Below are 22,868 nucleotides of genomic sequence, written 5' to 3'. Positions count from 1 at the left end.
GGCGCGAGCGAAGCGAGCGTCAAAGCGGTCAGTATCAGGACTACCCTTTTCTGATTAATAAGTGAAATTGTTGTTCATCAGTAAAGCACAAATACAAAAGAAATGATTAATGTAATAGTAACCTATACGGTAAACCCCGAATTTGTTCCAAACAATAAAACCAATATCCAAAAATTTCTGGTAGACTTCAAGAATTTAGATGCTTCCACTTTTGAATATAAGGTTTTTGTAAAGGAAGATGGTGTTACTTTTGTACATTATTCAAACTACATCAATGAAGAAGTTCAGCATGAGGTTTTGAATGTTCCGTCTTTTAAAGAATTTCAGAGATTAAGAGATGAAAGCGGGCTGAACGGTTCCCACAAAGTAGAAATTTTACAATCAATAATATAAAAAAACAAAATTCCGGAGTGATTCTCTCATTCCGGAATTCGAAAATATAACATCTATGGAAGAGCAAAATTCAAATATATGGTGGCTCAATGAAGAGTCTGAGCAGATGCTGAACAGAGGATATCTGTTGAAAGGTGAAACGGTAGACGGCGCTATCGACAGAATTACCACTGCCGCTGCAAAAAGGTTATATAAACCTGAACTTCAGCCGGCTTTCAAAGAGATGATCACGAAGGGATGGATCAGCTTCTCTTCTCCTGTATGGGCTAATATGGGAACAGAAAGAGGTCTTCCTATTTCATGTTTTAACGTTCACATTCCGGACAGCATTGAAGGAATTACCCACAAAATGGGTGAAGTTATCATGCAGACTAAAATCGGAGGTGGAACTTCAGGATATTTTGGAGAGTTGAGAAACAGAGGAACCGCTGTAACGGATAACGGAAAATCTTCAGGAGCTGTTTCATTCATGAAGCTTTTCGACACGGCTATGGATGTTGTTTCTCAGGGAGGAGTAAGAAGAGGTGCCTTTGCTGCTTACTTAGATATTGACCACGGGGATATTGAAGAATTTTTATCCATTAAAGATATCGGCAGCCCGATTCAGAACCTGTTTACCGGAGTATGTGTACCGGATTACTGGATGCAGGATATGATCGATGGTGATATGGAAAAACGTAAAGTTTGGGCAAGAGTATTGGAAAGCCGCCAGCAAAAAGGGCTTCCGTATATTTTCTTTACAGATAACGTCAACAGAAATAAACCTCAGGTTTATAAAGACCTGGGAATGACCGTGAATGCAAGTAACCTTTGTTCTGAAATCATGCTTCCGTCTACTATGGAAGAATCTTTCATCTGCTGTCTGTCTTCCATGAACCTGGAATTGTATGATGAATGGAAAGATACAGACGCTGTAAAACTGGCAGTATACTTCCTTGATGCTGTATTATCAGAATTTATTGATAAAACTGAAGGAAACTATTACCTACAGGGTGCAAGAAACTTCGCGATGCGTCACAGAGCTCTTGGATTAGGAGTTTTAGGATACCACTCTTATTTACAGAAAAACATGATTCCGTTTGAAAGTTTTGAAGCGACTCAGTTCAATGCGAGAGCATTCAGACATATCAAAGAGCAGGCTGAGCAGGCTTCAAGAGAACTTGCCAACATCTATGGAGAACCAGAAGTATTGAAGGGATACGGATTAAGAAATACCACAACAATGGCTATTGCTCCTACCACTTCAAGTTCTGCCATCTTAGGACAGACTTCTCCGGGAATCGAGCCTTTCTCTTCCAACTATTATAAAGCAGGTCTTGCGAAAGGAAACTTTATGCGTAAGAATAAATACCTTGCACAACTATTGAAAGAAAAAGGACTGGATAACGAAGAAACATGGAGAACAATCATGCTGAACCACGGATCGGTACAGCACCTGAACGAGCTTACTCCTGAAGAAAAGGCAGTATTCAAAACGTTCAAAGAAATTTCTCCAATGGAGATTATTTCTCAGGCAGCGCAGAGACAGCAATATATTGATCAGGCACAGTCTCTGAATCTTCAGATTCCTTCTACAATGCCTGTAAAAGATGTCAACTACCTTTATATTGAAGCCTGGAAAAAAGGAGTTAAAACACTTTACTACCAAAGAAGTTCATCTGTTTCAAAAGAAATGATGGTTAACTTCGTATCATGTTCAAGCTGCGAGGCATAGGACCAAGTAATAAACACGCTATATTTACAAAAGCATACCGAAAGGTGTGCTTTTGTCGTTTTCAATACTGATTCTGTCTGATTACTTTCCATAGAAATCATAGAATGCTCTGAGATTTTTGGTTTATATTTGTGTTCATTGTTTAATACCAAAACTACAGATATGAAATTCGGACAAGTAGAAGACCCATCAAAAATAGATTTCACATTACCTAAAGATCATCCCAGAACGAAAGAAATACTGGCCCTTAATAAAAAAGGCCTGGAAAATATTTCTATCGGGTGTGCAAAATGGAATAAAACAGATCTCAAAGGATTCTATCCTAAAGGAACCAAGGATGAACTCACCTATTATGCCACTCAGTTTAATTCTATCGAATTGAATGCTACTTTCTATGGAATGCCCACTCCGGATCAGGTAAAAACCTGGAAAGAAAAAACACCGGAAAATTTTAAATTCTTTCCTAAAATCACAAATACCGTTTCCCATTTCAGAAGGCTGATTGATGTGACGGATCCTGTGACTCATTTTGCTTCCGCTGTTATTAATTTTGATGAAAAACTGGGAATGGCTTTCCTTCAGCTTCATGATAATTTTAAACCTAAGGATTATGACAGACTGGAAAAGTTTGTAAAGGAATGGCCAAAAGAAGTTCCGTTAGCCATAGAACTCCGAAATACGGAATGGTTTACCGATGAAGAAATACTTAATACAACATGCGAACTCTTTGAAGCTCATAATATTACCAATATCATTGTAGATACTGCAGGAAGAAGAGATATGCTTCACATGCGTCTTACCACACCCAACGCATTTATCCGTTATGTGGGAGCCAATGCAGAAAGTGACTACGAAAGACTGGATGACTGGCTGAAGCACCTTACCAAATGGAAGAAAGAAGGTCTTCAGAACCTTTACTTCTTTGTACACCAGAATATTGAAAAAGCATCTCCTCTATTATCTGCTTATTTTATCAAAAAAGTGAATGAGGAATGGAAAACGGATATTCATATTCCGCAAATGGCAGCAGAAAGCACCGGAACCCTCTTTTAATATGATATAAAGTCAATGTGGAGATAGACTGTAGCTTATTCCTTTACATAACGAAAAAATTCATATATTAGAGTATAATGTATTTCACTCGACATTATACTTTAAAACATAAATCATGGAAAAGGAAATTTGTACAATTAGTATTGCTACCAACTGGCTTGGTGATGACTATATTTTTTATGAAAACCATACGATAAAAAGAGTATATGATAATCACAGTCTGAATTTCAACAAGATTGAATGGCTTGAGCCCAAAGAAATCAGTAAACAAAATAAGGATAGATTGATTAAAGCCTGTCCTGAAGAGTTTAAAGAGCGGATTATGCAAATTCTGGATTATCCTTAATAGAAACAAAAAGGTAATGAGTATTTGAAACTCATTACCTTTTTTATTTATTTTTTCTAAGAAGCAATACGAGATTGAGAAACAGGAGCAGGAAGTCTAATGTAATCCAGATACCTAGCTTTGTATTCTCATAATTATAAGCATCCACCTGTTTTTTGGCAGCATCAGAAAGCTTCATACTTTGATTGATGTAGTTCTGCACTTCTACAATCTGGTCGATATTTTTATTGGGTACAGAGTGTTGAGAAAAGTACACAAGGTTTTTCTTTCCAAGATAGCCTGCAATCCAATATTCATCAGACTTATCCATTTTGAGGTACTCTATTCTGTAGTACTCGGGGCGTATTTTTCCGATATGTTTAGGTTCAAGAGTAGTGTTCTGATCTGTTTTATTTACTTTGATTAAATAAAAGTCTAATGCCTGTGGAAGCTTATTAATCACCTGCAGCCCCACAGAATTATCCACGAATGCCACAGCACTTTTCTTGATAAACCAATACGTAAAAACAGAAATTGAAAAAACCACCGTTACAATACGAAACAGCTTTGCCCATCTGGCCACGCTTCCTGATTTAACCTTAAAGAGAACCAAGGAAAGAACAGAAGCTAAAAATATTATGAAAATAATGAGTGTCATATTTTACAAAGATACTTCTTATCTCTATTTTATCTATATTTGCGCCCATATTTTAACTTTAGATAACCATGAAAAAAACACTTTCTGGCCTTATTTTCTTTAGCATAGCTTCATTTTATGCACAAGTGAAGTTTGAAAAAGGGTATATTATAGACCAAAATAATACAAAAAAAGAGGTTCTGATCAAAAATAAAGGGTGGGTAAGCAATCCCGACAGCTTTGTTTTTAAAACAGATGAAAACTCTTCTGAAGATAAAGGTACAACCACTACAATTAAGGAATTCGGGATATATAATGATGTTAAATATGTTACTTATAATGGTGACATTGACTACTCATCAGACGATATTTCCAGTTTTTCCCATACCAAAGAGCCAAAGCTTGTAAAGAGTTCAGTATTCCTGAAAGAACTCGTTACCGGAAATAAAAAACTATATATTTATAAAGGTCATATCACAAGATATTTCTATTCTGAATCGGATGCGATCATCCATCCATTAATTTATAAGAAATATTTTTTTAATGGGAATAGTTCCCAGGTTGCTACCAATGATCAATATCTTGATCAGTTAAAAACTATTTTTTCTGATAACAGTGATGTCCAGACACTAGTAAACAGAACACAATATACAGCGTCTAGTTTAACAAAAATATTTAAGGCTTATAATAGTAAAAATTCTGATGGTTCAACAACTAATCAAATCAATGATCAGAATTTTACAGAAAATAAAAAGCAGACAAAATTCAATCTTGCTATCAGACCGGGAATTAATTTTTATGCACCGTTAAAATTAGAGGATTCTTACAACAACCCTGGCTTTTCTTCAAGATCGAATTTCAGAGTAGGGCTAGAAGCTGAATTGGTTTTACCGTTCAACAAAAATAAGTGGTCTATCATTCTTGAACCTACGTACTCACAATATACTAATAAAAAAACAACTATCCGAACAGAGGACAATCTCTATAATATTACCATGGATAGTTATTCTTCTATTAATATTCCGGTAGGGATAAGGTATTCTATGTTTTTGAATGATAAATCAAAAATATTTGTTAATGCTGCCATCAACATATTCAACATAAAAACAAGTTCCCCATCTTCTATAGATGTAGATTATGATGGAAAAGTATTTGATAATATAGCCCTAGCTTCTAATCAAAGTTTCAGAGGTTCTTCACTTGGTGCTGGATTTACTTACAATAATAAATTCAGTATAGAAGCAAGATTTAATAACCGTACCAACATTCTGTATAAGGATCTTCCTCATGCAGATCTTAAATCTGTTTCCTTAATTCTGGGATATAACATTTTCTAATCTACATTCCATTCTTTATAAAACTGGTCGAGGAAATTCAGCATATAATTATGTCTTTCTTCGGCCATTTTTTTTCCTTTTTCAGTATTCATCATATCTTTCAGAAGCAGTAACTTTTCATAGAAATGATTAATAGTTGTCCCGTTAGATTTTTTATATTCTTCTTTTGACATTCCCAGTTTGGGTTTCATATCCGGATGATACATCAGGTTATTTTTAAAACCTCCAAAATTGAATGTCCTGGCAATTCCAATAGCGCCTATGGCATCAATACGGTCTGCATCCTGTACAATCTGAAGTTCAATGGGTGGGTTTACAGGCGCCTGATCTCTGTTTTTGAACGAAATATTTTCGATCACAAATAAAACCTTCTGAATGGTTTCTTCAGGTACATTCTGCCCTTCGAGAAATGCTCTCGATATTTTCGGAGCAATAGTTTCATCTCCGTTATGAAATTTAGGATCAGCAATATCATGAAGAAGGGCAGACAACTCTACAACTTCTTTGTCACAGTCTTCTGTTTCTGCTATCTGAGCAGCCAGTTTCCACACCCTTTCAATGTGGAACCAATCATGTCCGGCTTCTGCTCCTTCTAATTTTTCTTTTACAAATGCTACAGTGTTATCAATCGTACTTTTCATTTATCTGTCAGTTCATTTAAAATAATATCCCAGAGTTTGCTGTTGTAACTTCTAAAAAAATTAATATGTCCGATTTCTTTTTTATCAGATTCTGAAGCAGCCACCAGTCTGTACGTAGGTTTAAGATTTGAATAGGTATTATTTAATAAACTTAATACTCCTTTTTCCGTTAACCATACATCATCTTCAGCCCGGATTACAAATACTTTCTGAGTTAAATTTTTAGAAAAATCATCAATTTTTTCCAACAGCTTGTTGGTTGATTTCTTGTTTAAAATTAAGGTTCTCCAGTCATATGCACAATTTTTTGGAAGACTTTCTCCCAATCCAAACCAATGCGCCGGAAAATATCCTAACAGTGAAGTAGTTAAAGGCTGCGCAATTCCAAAGCCTAAATACGCTTCAACTTTTGTTCTCCCTTTAAGGTTTCCTACAAAGGCATTTTGAGTTCCTACAAAAACAAATTCTTCAAAGATGTTGGAATCCTCATTCATTCCCAGAATCAATGCACCTACAGAATGCCCCAAACAGTACTTTTTATAGTCTTTAAATTCTGATTTGATATATTGAGTTACCGTTTTATAATCTTTTGACCCCCAAAGTCTCATTGAGCCATGGAATCCTCTCATATTTTTCGGTTTGGAAAGTCCAATTCCCCTATAGTCGTAGGTAATGACAGTAAATCCCTGTTCACAAAAGTAGCTGGCAAAAGAAAAATAGATCTGCTGCTTTACCCCTGTCGCCGAATTGATCAGTAATAATTTTCCATGGTCTCTTTCCGGTTTAAACAAATGGGCAGTTAGTGTGACATGGTCTTCTGTGGTTAATATTAGTTTTTCCATAGTATAAAAAGAAAAAATCCACTATAAAAGTGGACATTTTACTTATATTTTTATGTTAAGTTTCAGACTTTTGATATGTCGTAAATAGCTTTATGAAAAGAAATCTGAGATTCTTGGCAATCCTGTCTGAGAGCCTTTACCTCCGGAAACCCTTGATGAAACTTCATTCCCGAATTTCACACAATCTTCAATAGAATTCCCATGGCATAATGCAATGGCAAATCCTGATGTAAATGCATCCCCCATTCCCATTTTATATACTTTTTCGTCTTTATCGTTTCTGTAATATTTCATTTCTGTACCATCAAAGTAAATGGTTGAATTGGTGTCATCCCTTACAAATACCTTATTGAAATATTTTTTAAGAACTTCTTCTCTTTTTTCTTCCCCAAAAATAACATACAGTTCATTACTCTTAGCCACAATAAAGTCGACCATTTCTAAGATCTCTTGACTGACTCTCATGGCAGGTGAGGCATATAATCCTACTTTTTTCCCGTATTTCTTAGCTTTCTTAACGGTATGCTCTACGACATCCATGGAGACTTCAAGCTGTACAAGCACAAGATCGGTGGTGTTGAAATATTTCTCTGCTTCGTCTATATGCGATTTGCTGAGATATTTATTGGCTGCAGGTACTACAACAATTGCCGCATTTCCGTGAGAAGTCGTCACATAGGCAGTTCCCGTAGCTTCTTTATCTGTTTCATGAACAAATCCTACATTTACATTTTCGCTTACCAGATTCCTCATGATCTGCTGTCCAAGAGGGTCCATCCCAACGCATCCGATAAAGTATACACTTGCTCCCAACCTGGCTGTACCTACTGATTGATTAGCACCTTTGCCTCCAAAATAACTATCTGATTTGACAGCTAAGACGGTTTCGTTAGGCAAAGGGAGTTTTTCGGTTTCAAGAACCAAATCTATCGATGAGCTGCCCACAACAATAATACGAGGCTGTTCTGATGAGAAATTCATTGTGTTTTGTATTAGCTTTAAAATTTATAACTGACAAAATTGTGTCTCAAAAATAACTAATTTAAAATTAACTTATCTCAATAAATTCAGTAATTATTTTCACGGGTTGTTGATCTTTATCATAAGCGATATAGCTGGCATAAAATCCTTCTCCATATCCGGTTTCAAAAGCAAAGATGGTTCCAGGATGTTCTTTTGCCGGTTTAAGAAAGGCATATTGATCTATGGCACCGTTTTCATCAAAGAAATAATCATGGAAAAACTCTTCATAGATTCCCATAAAATCTCCTCCTTTATTCTGATACAATCTCTGTTCCAGTTCGTTAAGACTGTTTTGGGTATCGACATCCATCAGGCATCCCATCCCGCTTTCCACAGGATATCCAAACACTTCTCCTTCTTCAAGATCTTTTATTTTCTGTCCTGCTGTAGTTGCCAGTTTCCATTCTTTAATTTCAGAATCACTGAATATAATCTCTGCATAGGCCACACAGTTACTTTCTCTTTCTTTATGAAGCATTACCGAAAAATCTCCTTTTGGAAATTCTGTAGTAAAAGGTAGCATATCATTGGTGATCAAGGGATCACAGGCAACCAGTTTCCCGCTGGAAAGGTAAATCTTTCCTACTTCAAAACTTTCAAGTAACGGACTTTCTACAAAGTCTTTCGAGAATAGTTTTTGTATGTTTTCTATATGTGTCATTGTATTTATTCTTTTAAACCATCAGGCTGGATACAATTTTCATCTGTACCCAGCCTGAGATTTTGACAAAATTTATTGTCTATACTTTATAAACTTTTCAGTTTTTCTTCAAGGATCGCAATCTTATCCTGAGCATCTTTTTGCTTTTGACGCTCTACTTCTACGATTTCTGGTTTTGCATTCGCAACAAATTTTTCATTGGAAAGCTTCTTCTCTACTGAAACCAGGAATCCCTTCAAATATTTCAGTTCTTCCTCAGTTTTAGCTTTTTCCTCTCCTAAATCTAAGTTTTCACTTAAAGGAATAGAAACTTCAGTTGCTCCTACCAGGAAGGTAAAACTCGGCTTATCAGTTTTCTGTCCGAAATGGATATCAGAAACATTAGCAAGCTTTCTTACTACAGCTTCATTGGCAAATTCAGATGCATTGGTATAAACCTCAACTGCTTCTCTTGGTGATATTCCTTTTGTCTGGCGGTAGTTTCTAACTCCTGAAATCAATTCAGCTGTGATTTCAAAGTTTTTAATTACTTCTTCATTAAAGCTTTCTGCATTCTTCTGTTGAGCAATAACCAGCGCATCATCAATACTTCTTTCTGAAATCAACTGCCAGATCTCTTCAGACTGGAATGGCATGAAAGGATGAAGGAGCTTCATCAATTCTTCAAAGAAATAGATCGTTTTATGATATACTTCTTTAGAAATTCCTTCGCCATAGTTAGGTTTAATCGCTTCAAGATACCAACCGCAAAAATCATCCCAAATTAATTTATAGATCAAATGCAATGCATCAGAAATTCTGAATTTCTCGAATTGATCATTAATTTCAGCAATTGTTTTATTAAGCTTGTTTTCAAACCACTCAATAGCCTGATTATCGGTTTCAATAGCTGGCTTATCTTCATGATTCCACATATTGATCAGACGGAATGCATTCCAGATTTTCGTCATGAAATTTCTTCCCTGAAGCATTAAATCTTCATCAAAAAGAAGGTCATTTCCAGCTGCAGAACTCAATAGAATTCCTACACGTACTCCATCTGCTCCATATTTGTCCATTAATTCAAGAGGGTCCGGAGAGTTTCCTAAAGATTTTGACATCTTTCTTCTCTGCTTATCTCTTACAATTCCTGTAAAATAAACATTTTTAAACGGAACTTCTTTTCTGTATTCCAATCCGGCCATAATCATTCTGGCTACCCAGAAGAAAATAATATCCGGACCTGTAACCAGATCAGAAGTAGGATAATAATAGTTGATATCTTTGTTTTCAGGATCAAGCAATCCGTCAAACACAGACATTGGCCATAACCATGATGAGAACCATGTGTCTAATGCATCGTCGTCCTGTCTAAGGTTTTCTGCAGTCAGATCCGAATTTCCTGTTTTTTGTTTTGCCAGTTCTAAAGCTTCACCTTTAGTTTCTGCCACTACGAAATCATTTTCTCCTTCTCCATAGTAATAAGCAGGAATCTGCTGTCCCCACCACAACTGACGGGAAATATTCCAGTCACGGATGTTCTCCATCCAGTGCTTGTAGGTATTTTTAAACTTTTCAGGATAGAACTTAACCTCATCATCCATTACTACATCCAAAGCGGGTTTAGCAATTTCAGACATTTTTAGGAACCATTGTACTGAAACTTTAGGTTCAATAACCGCGCCAGTTCTCTCGGAAGTTCCTACTTTATTTACGTAGTCTTCAGCTTTCAGCAAAAGATCTTTTTCTTCAAGTTCTTTTGCAATCTGCTTTCTTACATCAAATCTGTTTTTCCCTGCATAATGTAAACCATGTTCATTAAGGTTTCCGTCATCATCCAGCGCATCAATCATTTTTAATTGATGTTTCTGCCCTATCTCATAGTCATTGATATCATGTGCAGGAGTAATTTTCAAAGCTCCTGTTCCGAACTCAATATCAACATATTCATCCTCAATAATCGGGATTACTCTGTCAACGATAGGTACGATTACATTTTTACCTTTCAGGTGTGCATATCTTTCATCATTCGGATTGATACATACTGCTGTATCCCCAAAAATAGTTTCAGGACGTGTAGTCGCTACTGAAAGGAACTCTTCTGAACCTTCAATCTTATATTTAAGGAAATATAATTTCCCGTTTTGCTCTTTAAAGATTACTTCTTCGTCAGAGATATTCGTTTTCGCTTCCGGATCCCAGTTCACCATTCTATAGCCTCTGTAGATGAGTCCTTTATTATATAGGTCTACGAAACTTTTGATAACCTGCTGCGAAAGTTTATCTTCCATAGTGAACCGGGTTCTGTCCCAGTCACATGAACATCCCAGTTTTTTCAACTGCTCAAGGATAGTTCCTCCGTATTTGTGAGTCCAGTCCCATGCGTGGGCTAAAAACTCTTCACGGGTAATATCTGACTTATTGATTCCTTCAGACTTCAATTTAGCAACAACTTTAGCTTCAGTAGCAATTGAAGCATGGTCTGTTCCCGGAATCCAACAAGCATTAAACCCGCGCATTCTTGCACGGCGGACCAGAACATCTTGAAGGGTATTGTTCAACATATGCCCCATGTGTAGTATTCCCGTCACGTTTGGCGGAGGAATGACCACGGTATAGGGTGGTTTGTCGTTAGGTTCTGAGTGGAAATATTTGTTTTCCAGCCAGTAATTGTACCATTTCTGTTCTGTTTCCTGTGGATTGTACTTTTCTGAAATCTGCATAAATTCTATTTCTTTGGCTTGCAATTTGCAAAAATAGTCTAAAGAAAAAAATTTTTAAGCATGAATTAAAATAATTTTTAACTTTGTTTCACAAAATTTATCTAACAAACGTATTAACATTCAAGAATATGAAAAAATTAATTGCAGGAATTGCACTATTCGGGACATTTGCTCTGGCATCTGCACAAACCATTACATTTGATAAAACGACTTTCGATTATGGTACTATCAAGCCTAATGCTGATGGTACAAGATTCTTTACAGTAACGAATTCAGGGGATAAGCCTTTGATTCTTTCAAATGTAAAACCTTCTTGCGGATGTACAACTCCTGAATTCAGCCAGGACCCTATCATGCCTGGAAAGTCTGCTAAGATCAAGGTTGGATACAATACAGCGATCCCTGGCCCTTTCAACAAAATGATTGAGGTTTTCTCTAATGATCCTGCAAACAACAGAAGTGTAATCTACATCAAAGGTAACGTAGATGCTAACGCTCCTGAACCAAAAGTATTGACTCCTGCTGAGCAGAAAGAGGCTGCCAAAGCTGAGAAAAAAGCTGCAAAACTTGCAAAAAAGACTGCTGCAAAGTAAGCTCTACTCAAAAAAATAAAAGAACCGTCTCTATTGAGGCGGTTTTTTTATTACATTTATGTTTGATTAGGTGGAAGATGATAGGTAATAGATGGCAGTAAATGTATGAACGCTGATCATATATATGATTTAGATTTTAGCTCCTCCGGTCTTTTTTAAATGGCTGGGCTAAGGTCTACCCTATTGAATTGTAATAACATCTTTACTTTTATCTTTTTACTTTTATCTTTAAATAAAAAAAATTATGGACACCGATTTCTCAGATAACTTTAAGGTAAACGGAAAATTTTCGATAAAAAAGGCATCAACATCTTATAATGGAAAGCTCACTAAAGAAGAAGGAGAGCAAATGCTGATTCAGGAGAAGGAAAAACTTCGTGAGCTGCAGGAAAAATTATATGCTGACGGAAGCCAGTCCTTGCTGGTGGTATTACAGGCTATGGATGCAGCAGGGAAAGACAGTATGATTGAGCATGTTTTCGGAGGAGTAAATCCTCAGGGATGTAATGTAACCAGTTTTAAAACACCCAGCTCGAAAGAATATTCTCATGATTTTTTATGGAGGCATTATCTTGCACTGCCACAGAAAGGAATGATCGGGATTTTCAACCGTTCTCATTATGAAAGTGTTTTGGTTTGTAAAGTACATCCTGAATATAATCTGAGTGAAAAGACATGGTCTTCCGTAAAAGATTTTGACAGCAAATTCTGGGAAAACAGGTATGAGAGCATCCGCAATTTTGAAAAGCACCTTTCACAGAATGGAACTACTATTGTGAAGATATTTTTACATGTTTCTAAGGATGAACAGAAACAAAGACTTCTGGACAGAATTGATGAACAGGAAAAAAACTGGAAATTCTCTGCCGGAGATCTTCCTGAAAGAGCGTTGTTTGGCCAATATATGGAAGCTTATGAGGAAGCCATCAATGAAACATCAAAAGATTATGCTCCATGGTATGTAATCCCGGCAGACAGTAAATGGTTTGCAAGAGTAGCAGCTATTCAGATTATTATTGATACCCTGGAGAAAATGAATCTCAAATATCCTACTCTTTCCGATAAGGACAGACAGGAATTACAGGAATCCAAAAGACAATTGGAAAGTGAATAAAATAGGGTTGGATGATGGAAGCGTGAAGACGGAGATTTAAAATCATTACGTTTTGAGAAACTTCATTCTTCAAGCCTATGACTTCCAGCTTAAAAAAAACCACGAGAAAATCTGTAAGCCGGATTCTGTACTTCCGAAGAAGTGCCTGTTATTTATCTACGTATTACATTGCTGCAATACTTGAGCTGATTACCCCTCGGCTTTCAGGACGAGCCGCCCCTATTTTCATTGCTGAAAAGAACCGATATACTTATCATTGCACCGCAAAGAGTTTACCTGGTTTCACTACAGCCGAACTGTACCTGCTTTCTGTTGCACTTGTCCTACCCTCACGGGTGACGGATGTTATCCGCTTTGCTGCTCTATGGTGTCCGGACTTTCCTACCTCCTGTAAACAGGAAATCAACAAGCCGATTTTCTCGCAGATGCAAAGGTACACAAATTTTGTGGTAAAAAGGCAAAACGGTAAAATGGCTAAATGGTGTTAGTGCTGCGTAAACGATATGGATGTATCAATACTATTCTTGCATTTTTTTACCTTTTTACTATTTTACATGATAATTTTCCCCTAATTACCAGTTTATTATTATCTTCGTGCCATTATATATCTATGGATTCCAGAGAAAAAGAATTTGCGCAGCTTATCAAAGATAATCAGGGACTGATTATTAAAGTATCGCGTTTGTATACCAATTCTCTGGAAGATGAAGAGGATCTTTTCCAGGAAATCGTGTTACAGCTCTGGAGAAGTTATGATTCTTTCAAAGGAAACTCCAAAATTTCCACATGGATGTACCGTGTAGCGCTCAATACAGCCATTACCCTCTTTAGAAAAAAAAGCAAAAGTCTTCCTACCAATGAGCTTGACATCAACCACAGAGATTTTGTGGAAGATGATGACGAAAAACAGCAGCAGGTATCACTTTTGTATACGGTAATCAAGACTCTTCCTAATGTAGAAAGAGCCATTGTCATGATGTATCTTGACGATCTGCCTTACAAGGACATTGCAGAAAACCTCGGAATCACTGAAGTTAATGCACGTGTAAAAATGAACAGATTAAAGAAAACCCTTAAAGAACAGATGGAAAAATATGCCTGAATTTGATTTAGATAGCTTTAAGAAAACATGGCAGGAACAACCTGTCCAGCCTAAATATGACAACAAGGAGATTCTTCAGATGTTGAATAGAAAATCACGTAATTATGTGAAGTATATTTTCTGGATCAGCGTTATTGAATTCCTGTTCTTTTCTGTATTTGGGTTGTTCTACTTTTTTCAGGAAGAAGAGTCGGAAAGTTTTCGTAAAATGCTGACAAGATTGGGTGCACAGGAGGCTCCTGAAATAGAAAGCAACTTCGGCCATGCCTATCTGGCTATAAAAATCTTAAGCTTGCTGATTACAGCTTATTTCGTCTTGAAATTCTATCAGAATTACCGGAAAATAAAGATCGAGGAAAATCTGAAAGGGCTTATCACACGAATCATCAAGTTCAAAAGAACGGTGAATGCCTTTATTCTGATCAGCATTGTATTGCTGCTGCTATTCACTTTTGTGCTGATCGCTTTTATATTATATATATTAGATTCCCAGAATATACAGCCTACCAGCTCCAGTCTCACCATCATTATTGTTGGAATTACTGTCAGCACACTACTGGCAATCTCTATGATCTGGGTTTATTACAGACTGGTATATGGTACTATTATTAAAAAGCTTGATAAAAATCTGAAGCAGCTTAAAGAGATAGATTCTCAGGAAAATTAATATACATAGGCATAGTTCGGGATATAATCATTAATTTTATTCCACCAAATCTTAAACTATGCCCTTATCTTATGTGTATGGAACTTCTGACGTTTCATTATTAGGACAGACCATCGGAGCCAATCTTAAAAGTACTGTCGAAAAATACCCTCATCAGGAAGCACTTGTCTGCGTTCATCAGAATTACAGAGCGACTTATCAGGAATTTTACAATCAGACCACAGCTGTTGCAAAAGCTTTATTGTTTTTAGGAGCAAAAGCAGGTGACAGAATCGGGATCTGGTCTTCCAACCGTTATGAGTGGGTACTTTTACAGTATGCCACTGCCAGGATAGGAACTATTTTAGTGAATATCAATCCGGCTTACAGAACTCATGAACTGACCTATGTACTCAATCAGTCCGAAGTTCGTTTTATTTTTTCTTCTTTAAGCTTTAAAACCAGCAATTATAAAGAAATGGTTGAATATGCAAAAGAAGTTTGTCCAACCCTGGAGCATGAAATATTCTTTGATGAAAACTGGGAATATTTTGTGAATAACGGCCAGGAAATTTCAGACGAAGTACTTCACAGTTTTGAAGAACATGTACAGTTTGACGATCCTGTTAATATCCAATATACTTCCGGAACAACCGGTTTCCCGAAAGGGGTCACACTTTCTCATCATAACATTCTCAATAACGGTTATTTTATCGGGATCAGATTAAAATATACTGAGAAAGACCGCGTCTGCATTCCGGTACCCTTTTACCACTGCTTTGGGATGGTTATCGGAAATATGTGCTGCACAGCTCACGGAGCCTGTATGGTAATTCCGAATGACAGCTTTGATCCGGAGATTACTTTAAAAGCTGTTTCACACGAAAAATGCACTTCTTTGTATGGCGTGCCGACCATGTTTATTGCGGAACTGGCAGTAAAAGATTTTGACAGCTATGATTTTTCAAGTTTAAGGACCGGTGTTATGGCTGGTTCCGTATGCCCTCCGGAGATTATGAAAAAAGTGGAAAGCCTTATGAATATTAAAGAAATGAGCATCTGCTACGGGATGACGGAAACTTCACCAGTATCTACTCAGACTTTAATAGGAACACCGCTGGAAAAGCAGGTCAGCACTGTAGGAACCGTTCAGGATCACCTTGAGATCAAAATCATTGATGAAAACGGAAGGACTTTAAAACGTGGAGAGCATGGAGAACTTTGCACCAGAGGATATTCTGTCATGCTGAAATACTGGAATGATCCTGAAAATACAAAGAAAGTACTAGATGATGCCCGCTGGATGCATACCGGAGATATGGCCGTAATGGACCAAGATGGTTATATTACTATTTCTGGAAGAATAAAAGACCTCATCATCCGTGGCGGAGAAAATATTTCGCCTAAAGAAATTGAAGACTTTTTATATACGTATACCAACATTCTGGATGTTCAGATCATTGGTGTTCCGAGTGAGAAATTCGGGGAAGAAGTAATGGCCTGGATAAAGGTGAGAAAAGGATTTACCATCACGGCAGAAGAACTTCAGGAATACTGCAAAGGAAGGATAGCCCACTATAAAGTTCCGAAATACTGGAAATTTGTAGATGAATTCCCAATGACCATTTCCGGAAAAATAAGAAAGGTGGAAATGAGGGAAATTTCAATGAGAGAGCTGGGGCTGGAACATGTAAAGCAGGGCTAAAATTAAAAAACAAAAAGCATTTCAGACTGTGAAATGCTTTTTTTATATTTTAAAGTTCTTTTCTTAATCTTGCGACAGGAATATTGAGCTGTTCACGATATTTTGCAATCGTTCTTCTGGCAATATTATAGCCCTGCTCTTTCAGGATCACCACCAACGCATCATCTGTAAGCGGCTTTCTTTTATTTTCTTTACTGATCACTTCCTGAAGATGGGTTTTGATCTCCTTGGTAGAAACTTCTTCTCCATCGTCATTGGTTAAGCTGTCGGAGAACAGATCTTTAAGATATACAATTCCGTTAGGCGTATCTGCATACTTGCTTTTTACCACCCTTGAAATGGTAGAGATATCAAAACCTGTAATATCAGCAACATCTTTTAAGATCATTGGTTTCAGGGACTTTTCGTCACCTGTAATGAAATAATCCTTCTGGAACTTTACAATCGCTGTAATTGTTTGTAATAAGGTATTCTGACGTTGATTAATCGCATCAATATACCATTTTGCAGCATCCAGTTTTTGCTTGATAAATAAAGCAGCCTGCTTGTGTTCCGATGAGTTTTTATCATGGGAATAGGTTGTCAGGATATCTTTATATTCTTCAGACACTCTTAAAGTAGGCGCATTTTTGCTGTTCAGCATAGGAATTACCTGCCCGTCTTTCACCTGAATCACAAAATCCGGAATAATTTCCTGATTGATCGTAATCGTCTGGGTATCAAAGTTTCCTCCAACTTTCGGAGATAATTTTGAAATTTCATCCAGCGCATCTTTCAGATCATCTTCTTCAATATCATATTTCTGAATGATCTTGTTATAATGCTTATTGGTTAAAGCTTCAAACTGATGTCTTAAGATATTGGCAGCCAAAGAAACAGCTTTATCAGAGCTTACTTTCTTTTCGATCTGCAGTAAAAGACACTCCTGAAGACCTCTTGCTCCTACTCCCGGCGGATCCAGTTTCTGAACATAATTTTCAAGGATATCCTCCACTCTTTCTTTCGTGGTATAGATTCCCTGTGAGAAGGCAAGATCATCAACAATTGATTTGATCTCTCTTCTCAGGTATCCGTCTGTATCTAAATTTCCGATAAGGTATTCTGCAATCTTAAGATCTTCCTCACCGATATTCACCAGGTGAATCTGTTCTGTAAGATAATCATATAAGGACTGTCCTTCCGTTAAAAGACTCTCGTTATCAAATTCTTCATCATCCGGAGAATAGTTGCTGGATGCGGTTTTATAGCTGGGTTCATCGTCATAGATATATTCGTTGACGTCGAAATCTGTCTCAATGCTGTCTGTACCCTCATCCTGATAAGCGTCTTCAAGGGAAGAATAGTCATCTTCCTTAGAATCTTCTTTTGCAATTTCCAAAGCTGGGTTTTCTTCCAACTCCCTCTCCAACTCCTCTTCAAATTCAAGAGTATGAAGCTGAATAAGCTTCATCAACTGAATCTGCTGAGGGGCCAGCTTCTGTCCTAATTTGAGTTGTAAGTGTTGTTTAAGCATATTCTTATTTGGCGTTTTAACATAACATATTCTACGAATTTAATAAATTTATTTGATAAAAAACATATTTAGCATGATTTTTGCATTACTTGTCCTAATATAATAAACTATTAAAGAATAAAAAAAGCCTTAACTTGTGATTAAGGCTTTTTTTATTGTTCTAGAATTCAGCACTTTTGGGTGTTCTAGGGAAAGGAATTACGTCTCTGATATTCGTCATTCCTGTTACGAAAAGAACCAATCTTTCCAATCCTAAACCGAAGCCTGCATGCGGCACAGAACCGAATTTTCTGGTATCAAGATACCACCAAAGTTCATGCTCATCTACGTGCATATCTGCCATTTTCTGTTTTAAGACATCTAATCTTGCCTCTCTCTCAGATCCTCCGATGATTTCACCGATACCAGGGAAAAGAACATCCATAGCAGCAACGGTTTTGTTGTCATCGTTCAGTTTCATATAGAAAGCTTTGATTTCTTTCGGATAGTCAAATAATACTACCGGGCTTTCAAAGTGTTTTTCAACAAGATATCTTTCATGCTCAGACTGAAGGTCTGTTCCCCATTTTTCAACAGGGTACACAAATTTTCCTTTTTTATTTTCTTTAGAGTTCAATAAAATTTCGATTGCTTCTGTATAGCTTACACGCTTGAAACGCTTCGCTACCACATTCTGAAGTTTTTCGATAAGACCTTCTTTTGCTCTTTCTTTTTCCGGTTTTGTCTTTTGTTCTTCTGTAAAACGGTTATCCAGGAACTCAAGATCATCTTTGCAGTTATCCAATACATACTGGATCACATATTTTAAGAAATCTTCCGCAAGGTCGATGTTATCTTCAAGGTTGTTGAATGCCACTTCCGGCTCAATCATCCAGAACTCGGCAAGGTGTCTTGTCGTGTTGGAATTTTCAGCACGGAAAGTAGGTCCGAATGTATAAATTCTTCCCAATCCCATAGCTGCAGTTTCTCCTTCCAACTGTCCTGAAACGGTAAGGTTTGTTTTTTTACCGAAGAAATCCTGTGCAAAATCAATTTCACCTTCTTCAGTTTTCGGCATATTGTTCAGATCAAAGTTGGTTACCCCAAACATTTCACCTGCTCCTTCTGCATCTGCTCCTGTAATTACCGGTGTGTTGATATAGAAAAACTGATTCTGGTTGAAGAATGAGTGAACAGCAAAACTTACTGCATGACGCACTCTGAACACCGCTCCGAAAAGGTTTGTTCTGAATCTTAAGTGAGCCTGCTCACGAAGTTTCTCAAGACTGTGTTTCTTAGGCTGAAGAATTGTACTCTGAAGTTCTTCTGTAAAGTTATCTCCTAAAATAATGATCTTTTTAGCAATAATTTCCACAGATTGTCCTGCTCCCTGGCTTTCCACCACTTCTCCTACCACTTTCAGGGAAGAAGCCGTACTGATATTTTTGATGATTGCTTCATCAAAATTTTCGAAATCAACAACTATCTGCAAATTATTAATCGTAGAACCATCATTAAGCGCAATAAAGCGATTAGCACGGAAGGATCTTACCCATCCGTAAACAGTAATGTCATGATGTAATACTTTCTTGTAATCCTTTAGGATTTCTTTGATCGTTTGCTTTTTCATTTGTTGATGATAAATTTTTTATATAAAAATTAATGTCTGCAAAGTTACAAAAAAACAGCGCAACTTGATGATTGCGCTGTCTTTAAAAATCATTTAACTGGTATTTAAACTCTCAGTTCAGGAAATTCACCTTTTCTTCTTCGGACTCTTCTGCATTTTCAGGTACATTTCCACTCAATATTATCCTGAACTTCAATAAAATCCGGAATACCCGGAATGAACACTTACACGATCACTTTTAAAAAGAATAAAATATGATTTTATTCTGAGTTTTCATGGAATTAGTTATTGAAATGGTTATTAGTTTTTAGATGATACGTTCGTGGTCATTACCGGGGCTTACATCCATTTTTAGACTATACTATACTTTTAAACTGTGGCGGATTCACCGGATTTATACTGTTTAATGATTTTTAAATAATCACTACACTTTATATTCTAAATTTCTAAACAAGTACTTCATTATTTACATTTAATTTTCTGGTTATTATTTCTGTTTTTACCCTCATTTGTTATTCTTTTTCTGATACAATTCCAGACCTGGATTTTAAATAATCAGGAGTTTGAAACTGATATCTTGTATTGTGCACATACAAAATAAATGATTGTGTTTTTACCTGAAGCAAAGATGCAGGAAGTGAAATAATGATACAAGGGAATGGTTTATAGATTCATAAATTTATATACCTAAAATCATGAATCTATAAATAATATTAAACTGAAAATCAATCGATTAAATTAATCCACAGACATATTTTCAATTTCTTTCAGGTAGATAGAAAGTGGTGTTCCGGTTCTTTTTTTGAAGGCTAAAGTGAAAGCCTGTTCATTATTATATCCTAATTCTTCGGCGATAAAAGGAATTTTATAAGACCTGAATTTTTTGTCATTGGCCAGTCTGCTGATGGCATAATCAATACGAAGATCATTGAGATAGGTTGCAAAGTTTTTCCCTTTGTAAGTATTGATAATTTCTGACAGATATTTTGAGTTTGTTTTTATTTTTTTGGCCAGACTTCCCAACGTGATTCCTTTATTCAAAAACTGATCTTTGCTTTCAAATATCTCAAGTTCATGTAAAATATTCCTGGCAATATCTTCAGAAATAGTTCTTGATGTTTTATCTTCTGTATTTTCTGTGAGAAGAGGTTCTGATGAAATTTCCTTTTTAATTTCCCCGTCACTTTTTCTCCCTACCCTGTTTTCATTAACGGATTGAATAAGATCCTGAGCGATCTTTTTATAGTTCTTTTCAGATTTTTTATATTTAAAATAAACGTTGATAAACAGCAAATGCGAAATCAACAAAAGGCTCAACACAATATAAAAGAGGCTTTTTCTTTTTGTAAGTTCATTGGTAATATCCTCTTTCTCCTGCTGCAGTTCCGGAGTATCATATCTTCTGGGAAGCTCTCTGGAAATATACCTGAACTGTGTATACAGTACCTGATCCACCTTTAAAAACCGGTCCACATAATACAGCTGCTTTTCTATATCATTATTTTCTTTATAATGATCAATGAGGTAAGTATATACATCTCTCAGCTCGGGATAAATATAATTCGTTTTAAGAACCAAAGAATCGATCCTGTGGAAAAAGCCTGCTGCTTTTTCTTTTTCCTGAAGTCCGGCATAGGATTTTCCCAGGTATAAAAGAGTGTAATTCTGGTCTCTTTTATCATTAGTATTTGTAAAGAAATATTTTTCGCACTCCAATAAGGCGTTAATTGCTTTCTGATAATTTTTCAAATGCAGATGGTAAGATCCCAGCAGCCCAAGATTCTGGTAATATCGGTAAAGATTTTTATTTTTTCTGGAATCCAGTAAGCCTTCCTGTATCAATGTATAAGCAGAATCCATTTTATTGATCTCTATATAGGCGTCTGCCAGATTCAACTTAAGAGATTTCTGTTCATCTTCATTCATATAATCGGTATCATACGCATAATGTCTTAAAACTTTAGCTGTCTCAGCGTGTTTACCAATATAATTATTAAGGGAGGCAATACTGATATGTGCCATGGCAATCTGCCTTTTATTTCCTTTTTCTTTTGCATATTTCAGACCTAAAATATAATTGTTCAATGCAGCCTGAAGATTATCATTTCTGAAATACAGATTCCCTTTTAAAAGATAAATTCTGGCCGGATATATATTTTCTTTGGAATTCCTGGTGATCTGTTGTAAGCTGTCAAGATATTTTAATGCAATGGGCAGAGTTTCACCAAAATGGAGCATAACATATCCTTCAGCAATCTGAATCGTATTTTTTTCAGATTTTGCTTTTTTAAGATAGCTTTCTGCAATGCTTTTACTGTTCACATCCCCGACATGGCTGTAGAATTCTTTTTCCAATTTGTCATAAGACCGTTTTTCGGGAATATTTTTTTCAGCATTATTGGTTTGTGCATGAAAAAACACATTCCCAATAACCAATAACATTAGTAAATATTTTAATTTCATCACTCATCCTGGCTATATTACAAAAATATTATTTTTCTTCAGTAGATACACCACAGCTTTTGCTTTTTTCGTGTATTTATCCATATTTTCATTAAAAACAATGGTAATTTAATCAACAAAAGAGAGACAGCTTAAAAAAACTGTACTCTCTCAAAATTATTTCCATTCTATTTTACCTTCCATATAATATACCCTTCCGTTGTCTTCATAGAGAAGATCATAGCCCTGAGAGGTAAGATAGAAATGGCAGACTTTCATTTCATTATTTCTATCTCTGAATCGAATTACAGCAGGACACATTTTCGCCCTATCCATTTTCTTCACCATGACATCAAAATTCTTCTGAATATTTTTCCTGCTGTACAAGGACAGCATTCTGTCATCAATAAAGCGGACATATTTCAAAGATGACAGAGGATGGGTAATTAATTTAAAGGGCTGTCCTGCGAGCTTTGCAGCATTCTCATTGAAAAAATTTGTGATTGAAATACTGTCCTGGGTAATACTTTTCACCACACTTGATTCATACCTTTGTCCATCCTCAAATTCCATACTGTAGATGGCTTCCATTTTAATGGCAAAACCTTTCCCTGATTTTCTTAAATCTGTCAGATCTGTAAATTCTTTTCCTTTTTTAATGACAATCAAAACATTCCCTTCTCCAAAATCACAGTCGTAATATTTTTTATAATCGAAAGGTTCTTCAATATGGGTTTTCAAGGTATCATTCACTGTATTTTGTGAAAAAACACATATTGACAGCATCAGTAAAAATAAGATTAGCATATAATTTTT

The 22,868-nt window shown here is 36.2% G+C and carries 20 protein-coding genes and 1 other RNA gene; 10 read left to right on the top strand and 11 right to left on the bottom strand.

Annotation, left to right across the window (positions count from 1 at the left end; genetic code table 11):
* Nucleotides 1-102: 102 nt before the first annotated feature.
* The 4 genes from AB1278_RS05740 to AB1278_RS05725 all read left to right on the top strand — a co-directional run bounded on the left by AB1278_RS05740 (nucleotide 103) and on the right by AB1278_RS05725 (nucleotide 3,506).
* Nucleotides 103-393, top strand: a complete 291-nt coding sequence (locus tag AB1278_RS05740; RefSeq protein WP_202841051.1) for a hypothetical protein — start codon at nucleotides 103-105, stop codon at nucleotides 391-393.
* 55 nt (nucleotides 394-448) lie between these two features.
* Nucleotides 449-2,107: a ribonucleoside-diphosphate reductase subunit alpha gene (locus AB1278_RS05735; protein ID WP_062673967.1), complete on the top strand. Its 1,659-nt coding sequence runs from the start codon at nucleotides 449-451 to the stop codon at nucleotides 2,105-2,107.
* A gap of 162 nt (nucleotides 2,108-2,269) precedes the next feature.
* Complete coding sequence (locus tag AB1278_RS05730) at nucleotides 2,270-3,160, top strand: DUF72 domain-containing protein (RefSeq protein WP_202841052.1); 891 nt, start codon at nucleotides 2,270-2,272, stop codon at nucleotides 3,158-3,160.
* A 115-nt stretch (nucleotides 3,161-3,275) separates the two neighbouring features.
* A complete protein-coding gene (locus tag AB1278_RS05725; protein ID WP_137905090.1) occupies nucleotides 3,276-3,506 on the top strand; it encodes a hypothetical protein in 231 nt (76 codons plus the stop codon).
* 43 nt (nucleotides 3,507-3,549) lie between these two features.
* On the opposite strand, the gene AB1278_RS05720 is transcribed toward AB1278_RS05725, so the two are convergent.
* Nucleotides 3,550-4,143, bottom strand: a complete 594-nt coding sequence (locus tag AB1278_RS05720) for a hypothetical protein (protein ID WP_110010046.1) — start codon at nucleotides 4,141-4,143, stop codon at nucleotides 3,550-3,552.
* A gap of 68 nt (nucleotides 4,144-4,211) precedes the next feature.
* On the opposite strand from AB1278_RS05720, the gene AB1278_RS05715 reads away from it, so the two are divergent.
* Entirely contained in the window at nucleotides 4,212-5,459 is a 1,248-nt protein-coding gene (locus AB1278_RS05715; RefSeq protein WP_429812981.1) for a hypothetical protein, read from the top strand.
* Here the strand turns inward: AB1278_RS05715 and AB1278_RS05710 are convergent.
* The 5 genes from AB1278_RS05710 to AB1278_RS05690 all read right to left on the bottom strand — a co-directional run bounded on the left by AB1278_RS05710 (nucleotide 5,456) and on the right by AB1278_RS05690 (nucleotide 11,328).
* Nucleotides 5,456-6,100 (bottom strand): HD domain-containing protein, encoded by a 645-nt coding sequence (locus tag AB1278_RS05710; protein ID WP_110010048.1) that lies wholly within the window; start codon nucleotides 6,098-6,100, stop codon nucleotides 5,456-5,458. The two genes, AB1278_RS05715 and AB1278_RS05710, sit on opposite strands and share 4 nt — an antisense overlap.
* Nucleotides 6,097-6,942, bottom strand: coding sequence for an alpha/beta hydrolase family protein (locus AB1278_RS05705; protein ID WP_343639554.1), 846 nt, complete (start codon nucleotides 6,940-6,942; stop codon nucleotides 6,097-6,099). The genes AB1278_RS05710 and AB1278_RS05705 overlap by 4 nt, the downstream gene beginning before the upstream one ends.
* A 90-nt stretch (nucleotides 6,943-7,032) precedes the next feature.
* Nucleotides 7,033-7,923, bottom strand: a complete 891-nt coding sequence (locus AB1278_RS05700) for a PfkB family carbohydrate kinase (RefSeq protein ID WP_411413544.1) — start codon at nucleotides 7,921-7,923, stop codon at nucleotides 7,033-7,035.
* A gap of 67 nt (nucleotides 7,924-7,990) precedes the next feature.
* Entirely contained in the window at nucleotides 7,991-8,626 is a 636-nt protein-coding gene (locus AB1278_RS05695; RefSeq protein ID WP_343639558.1) for a DUF4241 domain-containing protein, read from the bottom strand.
* A gap of 86 nt (nucleotides 8,627-8,712) precedes the next feature.
* Nucleotides 8,713-11,328, bottom strand: a complete 2,616-nt coding sequence (locus tag AB1278_RS05690) for a valine--tRNA ligase (protein ID WP_343639560.1) — start codon at nucleotides 11,326-11,328, stop codon at nucleotides 8,713-8,715.
* 128 nt (nucleotides 11,329-11,456) lie between these two features.
* Here AB1278_RS05690 and AB1278_RS05685 point away from each other — a divergent pair, with 128 nt between their 5' ends.
* Nucleotides 11,457-11,921 carry a DUF1573 domain-containing protein gene (locus tag AB1278_RS05685; protein WP_110010053.1) on the top strand — a complete coding sequence of 155 codons (465 nt, stop codon included), beginning with the start codon at nucleotides 11,457-11,459 and terminating at the stop codon, nucleotides 11,919-11,921.
* Between the two features lie 244 nt (nucleotides 11,922-12,165).
* Nucleotides 12,166-13,035: a polyphosphate kinase 2 family protein gene (locus AB1278_RS05680; protein ID WP_343639563.1), complete on the top strand. Its 870-nt coding sequence runs from the start codon at nucleotides 12,166-12,168 to the stop codon at nucleotides 13,033-13,035.
* 98 nt (nucleotides 13,036-13,133) lie between these two features.
* Here the strand turns inward: AB1278_RS05680 and rnpB are convergent.
* Nucleotides 13,134-13,457, bottom strand: an RNA gene (gene rnpB, locus AB1278_RS05675) — RNase P RNA component class A.
* A 188-nt stretch (nucleotides 13,458-13,645) separates the two neighbouring features.
* Here rnpB and AB1278_RS05670 point away from each other — a divergent pair.
* From AB1278_RS05670 to AB1278_RS05660, 3 genes are read left to right on the top strand one after another with little or no spacing between them, the layout of a single operon-like run.
* The gene (locus AB1278_RS05670; protein WP_002976998.1) at nucleotides 13,646-14,137 is read left to right on the top strand and encodes an RNA polymerase sigma factor; all 492 of its coding nucleotides are present in this window, start codon (nucleotides 13,646-13,648) and stop codon (nucleotides 14,135-14,137) included.
* Nucleotides 14,130-14,804, top strand: coding sequence for a beta-carotene 15,15'-monooxygenase (locus AB1278_RS05665; RefSeq protein ID WP_343639565.1), 675 nt, complete (start codon nucleotides 14,130-14,132; stop codon nucleotides 14,802-14,804). Before AB1278_RS05670 ends, AB1278_RS05665 begins: the two co-directional genes overlap by 8 nt.
* A 58-nt stretch (nucleotides 14,805-14,862) precedes the next feature.
* Nucleotides 14,863-16,488, top strand: a complete 1,626-nt coding sequence (locus AB1278_RS05660; RefSeq protein WP_429812973.1) for an AMP-binding protein — start codon at nucleotides 14,863-14,865, stop codon at nucleotides 16,486-16,488.
* A 49-nt stretch (nucleotides 16,489-16,537) separates the two neighbouring features.
* On the opposite strand, the gene rpoN is transcribed toward AB1278_RS05660, so the two are convergent.
* From rpoN to AB1278_RS05640, 4 genes are all read right to left on the bottom strand, one after another.
* The gene (rpoN, locus tag AB1278_RS05655; RefSeq protein WP_330747466.1) at nucleotides 16,538-18,001 is read right to left on the bottom strand and encodes an RNA polymerase factor sigma-54; all 1,464 of its coding nucleotides are present in this window, start codon (nucleotides 17,999-18,001) and stop codon (nucleotides 16,538-16,540) included.
* A 160-nt stretch (nucleotides 18,002-18,161) separates the two neighbouring features.
* Nucleotides 18,162-19,610, bottom strand: a complete 1,449-nt coding sequence (gene asnS / locus AB1278_RS05650) for an asparagine--tRNA ligase (RefSeq protein WP_202841064.1) — start codon at nucleotides 19,608-19,610, stop codon at nucleotides 18,162-18,164.
* A gap of 738 nt (nucleotides 19,611-20,348) precedes the next feature.
* Entirely contained in the window at nucleotides 20,349-22,052 is a 1,704-nt protein-coding gene (locus AB1278_RS05645; protein WP_411413542.1) for a helix-turn-helix domain-containing protein, read from the bottom strand.
* Between the two features lie 177 nt (nucleotides 22,053-22,229).
* A complete protein-coding gene (locus AB1278_RS05640) occupies nucleotides 22,230-22,859 on the bottom strand; it encodes a hypothetical protein (protein ID WP_429812968.1) in 630 nt (209 codons plus the stop codon).
* Nucleotides 22,860-22,868: the final 9 nt, after the last annotated feature.

It is taken from the genome of Chryseobacterium sp. NRRL B-14798 (assembly GCF_050470705.1).
GTDB classification, from domain to species: Bacteria; Bacteroidota; Bacteroidia; order Flavobacteriales; family Weeksellaceae; genus Chryseobacterium; species Chryseobacterium cupriresistens.
The sequence above is the reverse complement of the archived record's forward strand: the minus strand, read 5'-3'. Positions and strand labels throughout refer to the sequence as shown.

Coding starts and splice junctions, on each gene's coding strand:
- AB1278_RS05730 (WP_202841052.1), top strand. CDS start 2,270: ATGAAATTCGGACAAGTAGAAGACCCATCAAAAATAGATTTCACATTA.
- AB1278_RS05665 (WP_343639565.1), top strand. CDS start 14,130: ATGCCTGAATTTGATTTAGATAGCTTTAAGAAAACATGGCAGGAACAA.
- AB1278_RS05685 (WP_110010053.1), top strand. CDS start 11,457: ATGAAAAAATTAATTGCAGGAATTGCACTATTCGGGACATTTGCTCTG.
- asnS (WP_202841064.1), bottom strand. CDS start 19,610: ATGAAAAAGCAAACGATCAAAGAAATCCTAAAGGATTACAAGAAAGTA.
- AB1278_RS05660 (WP_429812973.1), top strand. CDS start 14,863: ATGCCCTTATCTTATGTGTATGGAACTTCTGACGTTTCATTATTAGGA.
- AB1278_RS05740 (WP_202841051.1), top strand. CDS start 103: ATGATTAATGTAATAGTAACCTATACGGTAAACCCCGAATTTGTTCCA.
- AB1278_RS05695 (WP_343639558.1), bottom strand. CDS start 8,626: ATGACACATATAGAAAACATACAAAAACTATTCTCGAAAGACTTTGTA.
- AB1278_RS05720 (WP_110010046.1), bottom strand. CDS start 4,143: ATGACACTCATTATTTTCATAATATTTTTAGCTTCTGTTCTTTCCTTG.
- AB1278_RS05690 (WP_343639560.1), bottom strand. CDS start 11,328: ATGCAGATTTCAGAAAAGTACAATCCACAGGAAACAGAACAGAAATGG.
- AB1278_RS05725 (WP_137905090.1), top strand. CDS start 3,276: ATGGAAAAGGAAATTTGTACAATTAGTATTGCTACCAACTGGCTTGGT.
- AB1278_RS05715 (WP_429812981.1), top strand. CDS start 4,212: ATGAAAAAAACACTTTCTGGCCTTATTTTCTTTAGCATAGCTTCATTT.
- AB1278_RS05645 (WP_411413542.1), bottom strand. CDS start 22,052: ATGTTATTGGTTATTGGGAATGTGTTTTTTCATGCACAAACCAATAAT.
- AB1278_RS05640 (WP_429812968.1), bottom strand. CDS start 22,859: ATGCTAATCTTATTTTTACTGATGCTGTCAATATGTGTTTTTTCACAA.
- AB1278_RS05710 (WP_110010048.1), bottom strand. CDS start 6,100: ATGAAAAGTACGATTGATAACACTGTAGCATTTGTAAAAGAAAAATTA.
- AB1278_RS05670 (WP_002976998.1), top strand. CDS start 13,646: ATGGATTCCAGAGAAAAAGAATTTGCGCAGCTTATCAAAGATAATCAG.
- AB1278_RS05680 (WP_343639563.1), top strand. CDS start 12,166: ATGGACACCGATTTCTCAGATAACTTTAAGGTAAACGGAAAATTTTCG.
- AB1278_RS05700 (WP_411413544.1), bottom strand. CDS start 7,923: ATGAATTTCTCATCAGAACAGCCTCGTATTATTGTTGTGGGCAGCTCA.
- AB1278_RS05705 (WP_343639554.1), bottom strand. CDS start 6,942: ATGGAAAAACTAATATTAACCACAGAAGACCATGTCACACTAACTGCC.
- AB1278_RS05735 (WP_062673967.1), top strand. CDS start 449: ATGGAAGAGCAAAATTCAAATATATGGTGGCTCAATGAAGAGTCTGAG.
- rpoN (WP_330747466.1), bottom strand. CDS start 18,001: ATGCTTAAACAACACTTACAACTCAAATTAGGACAGAAGCTGGCCCCT.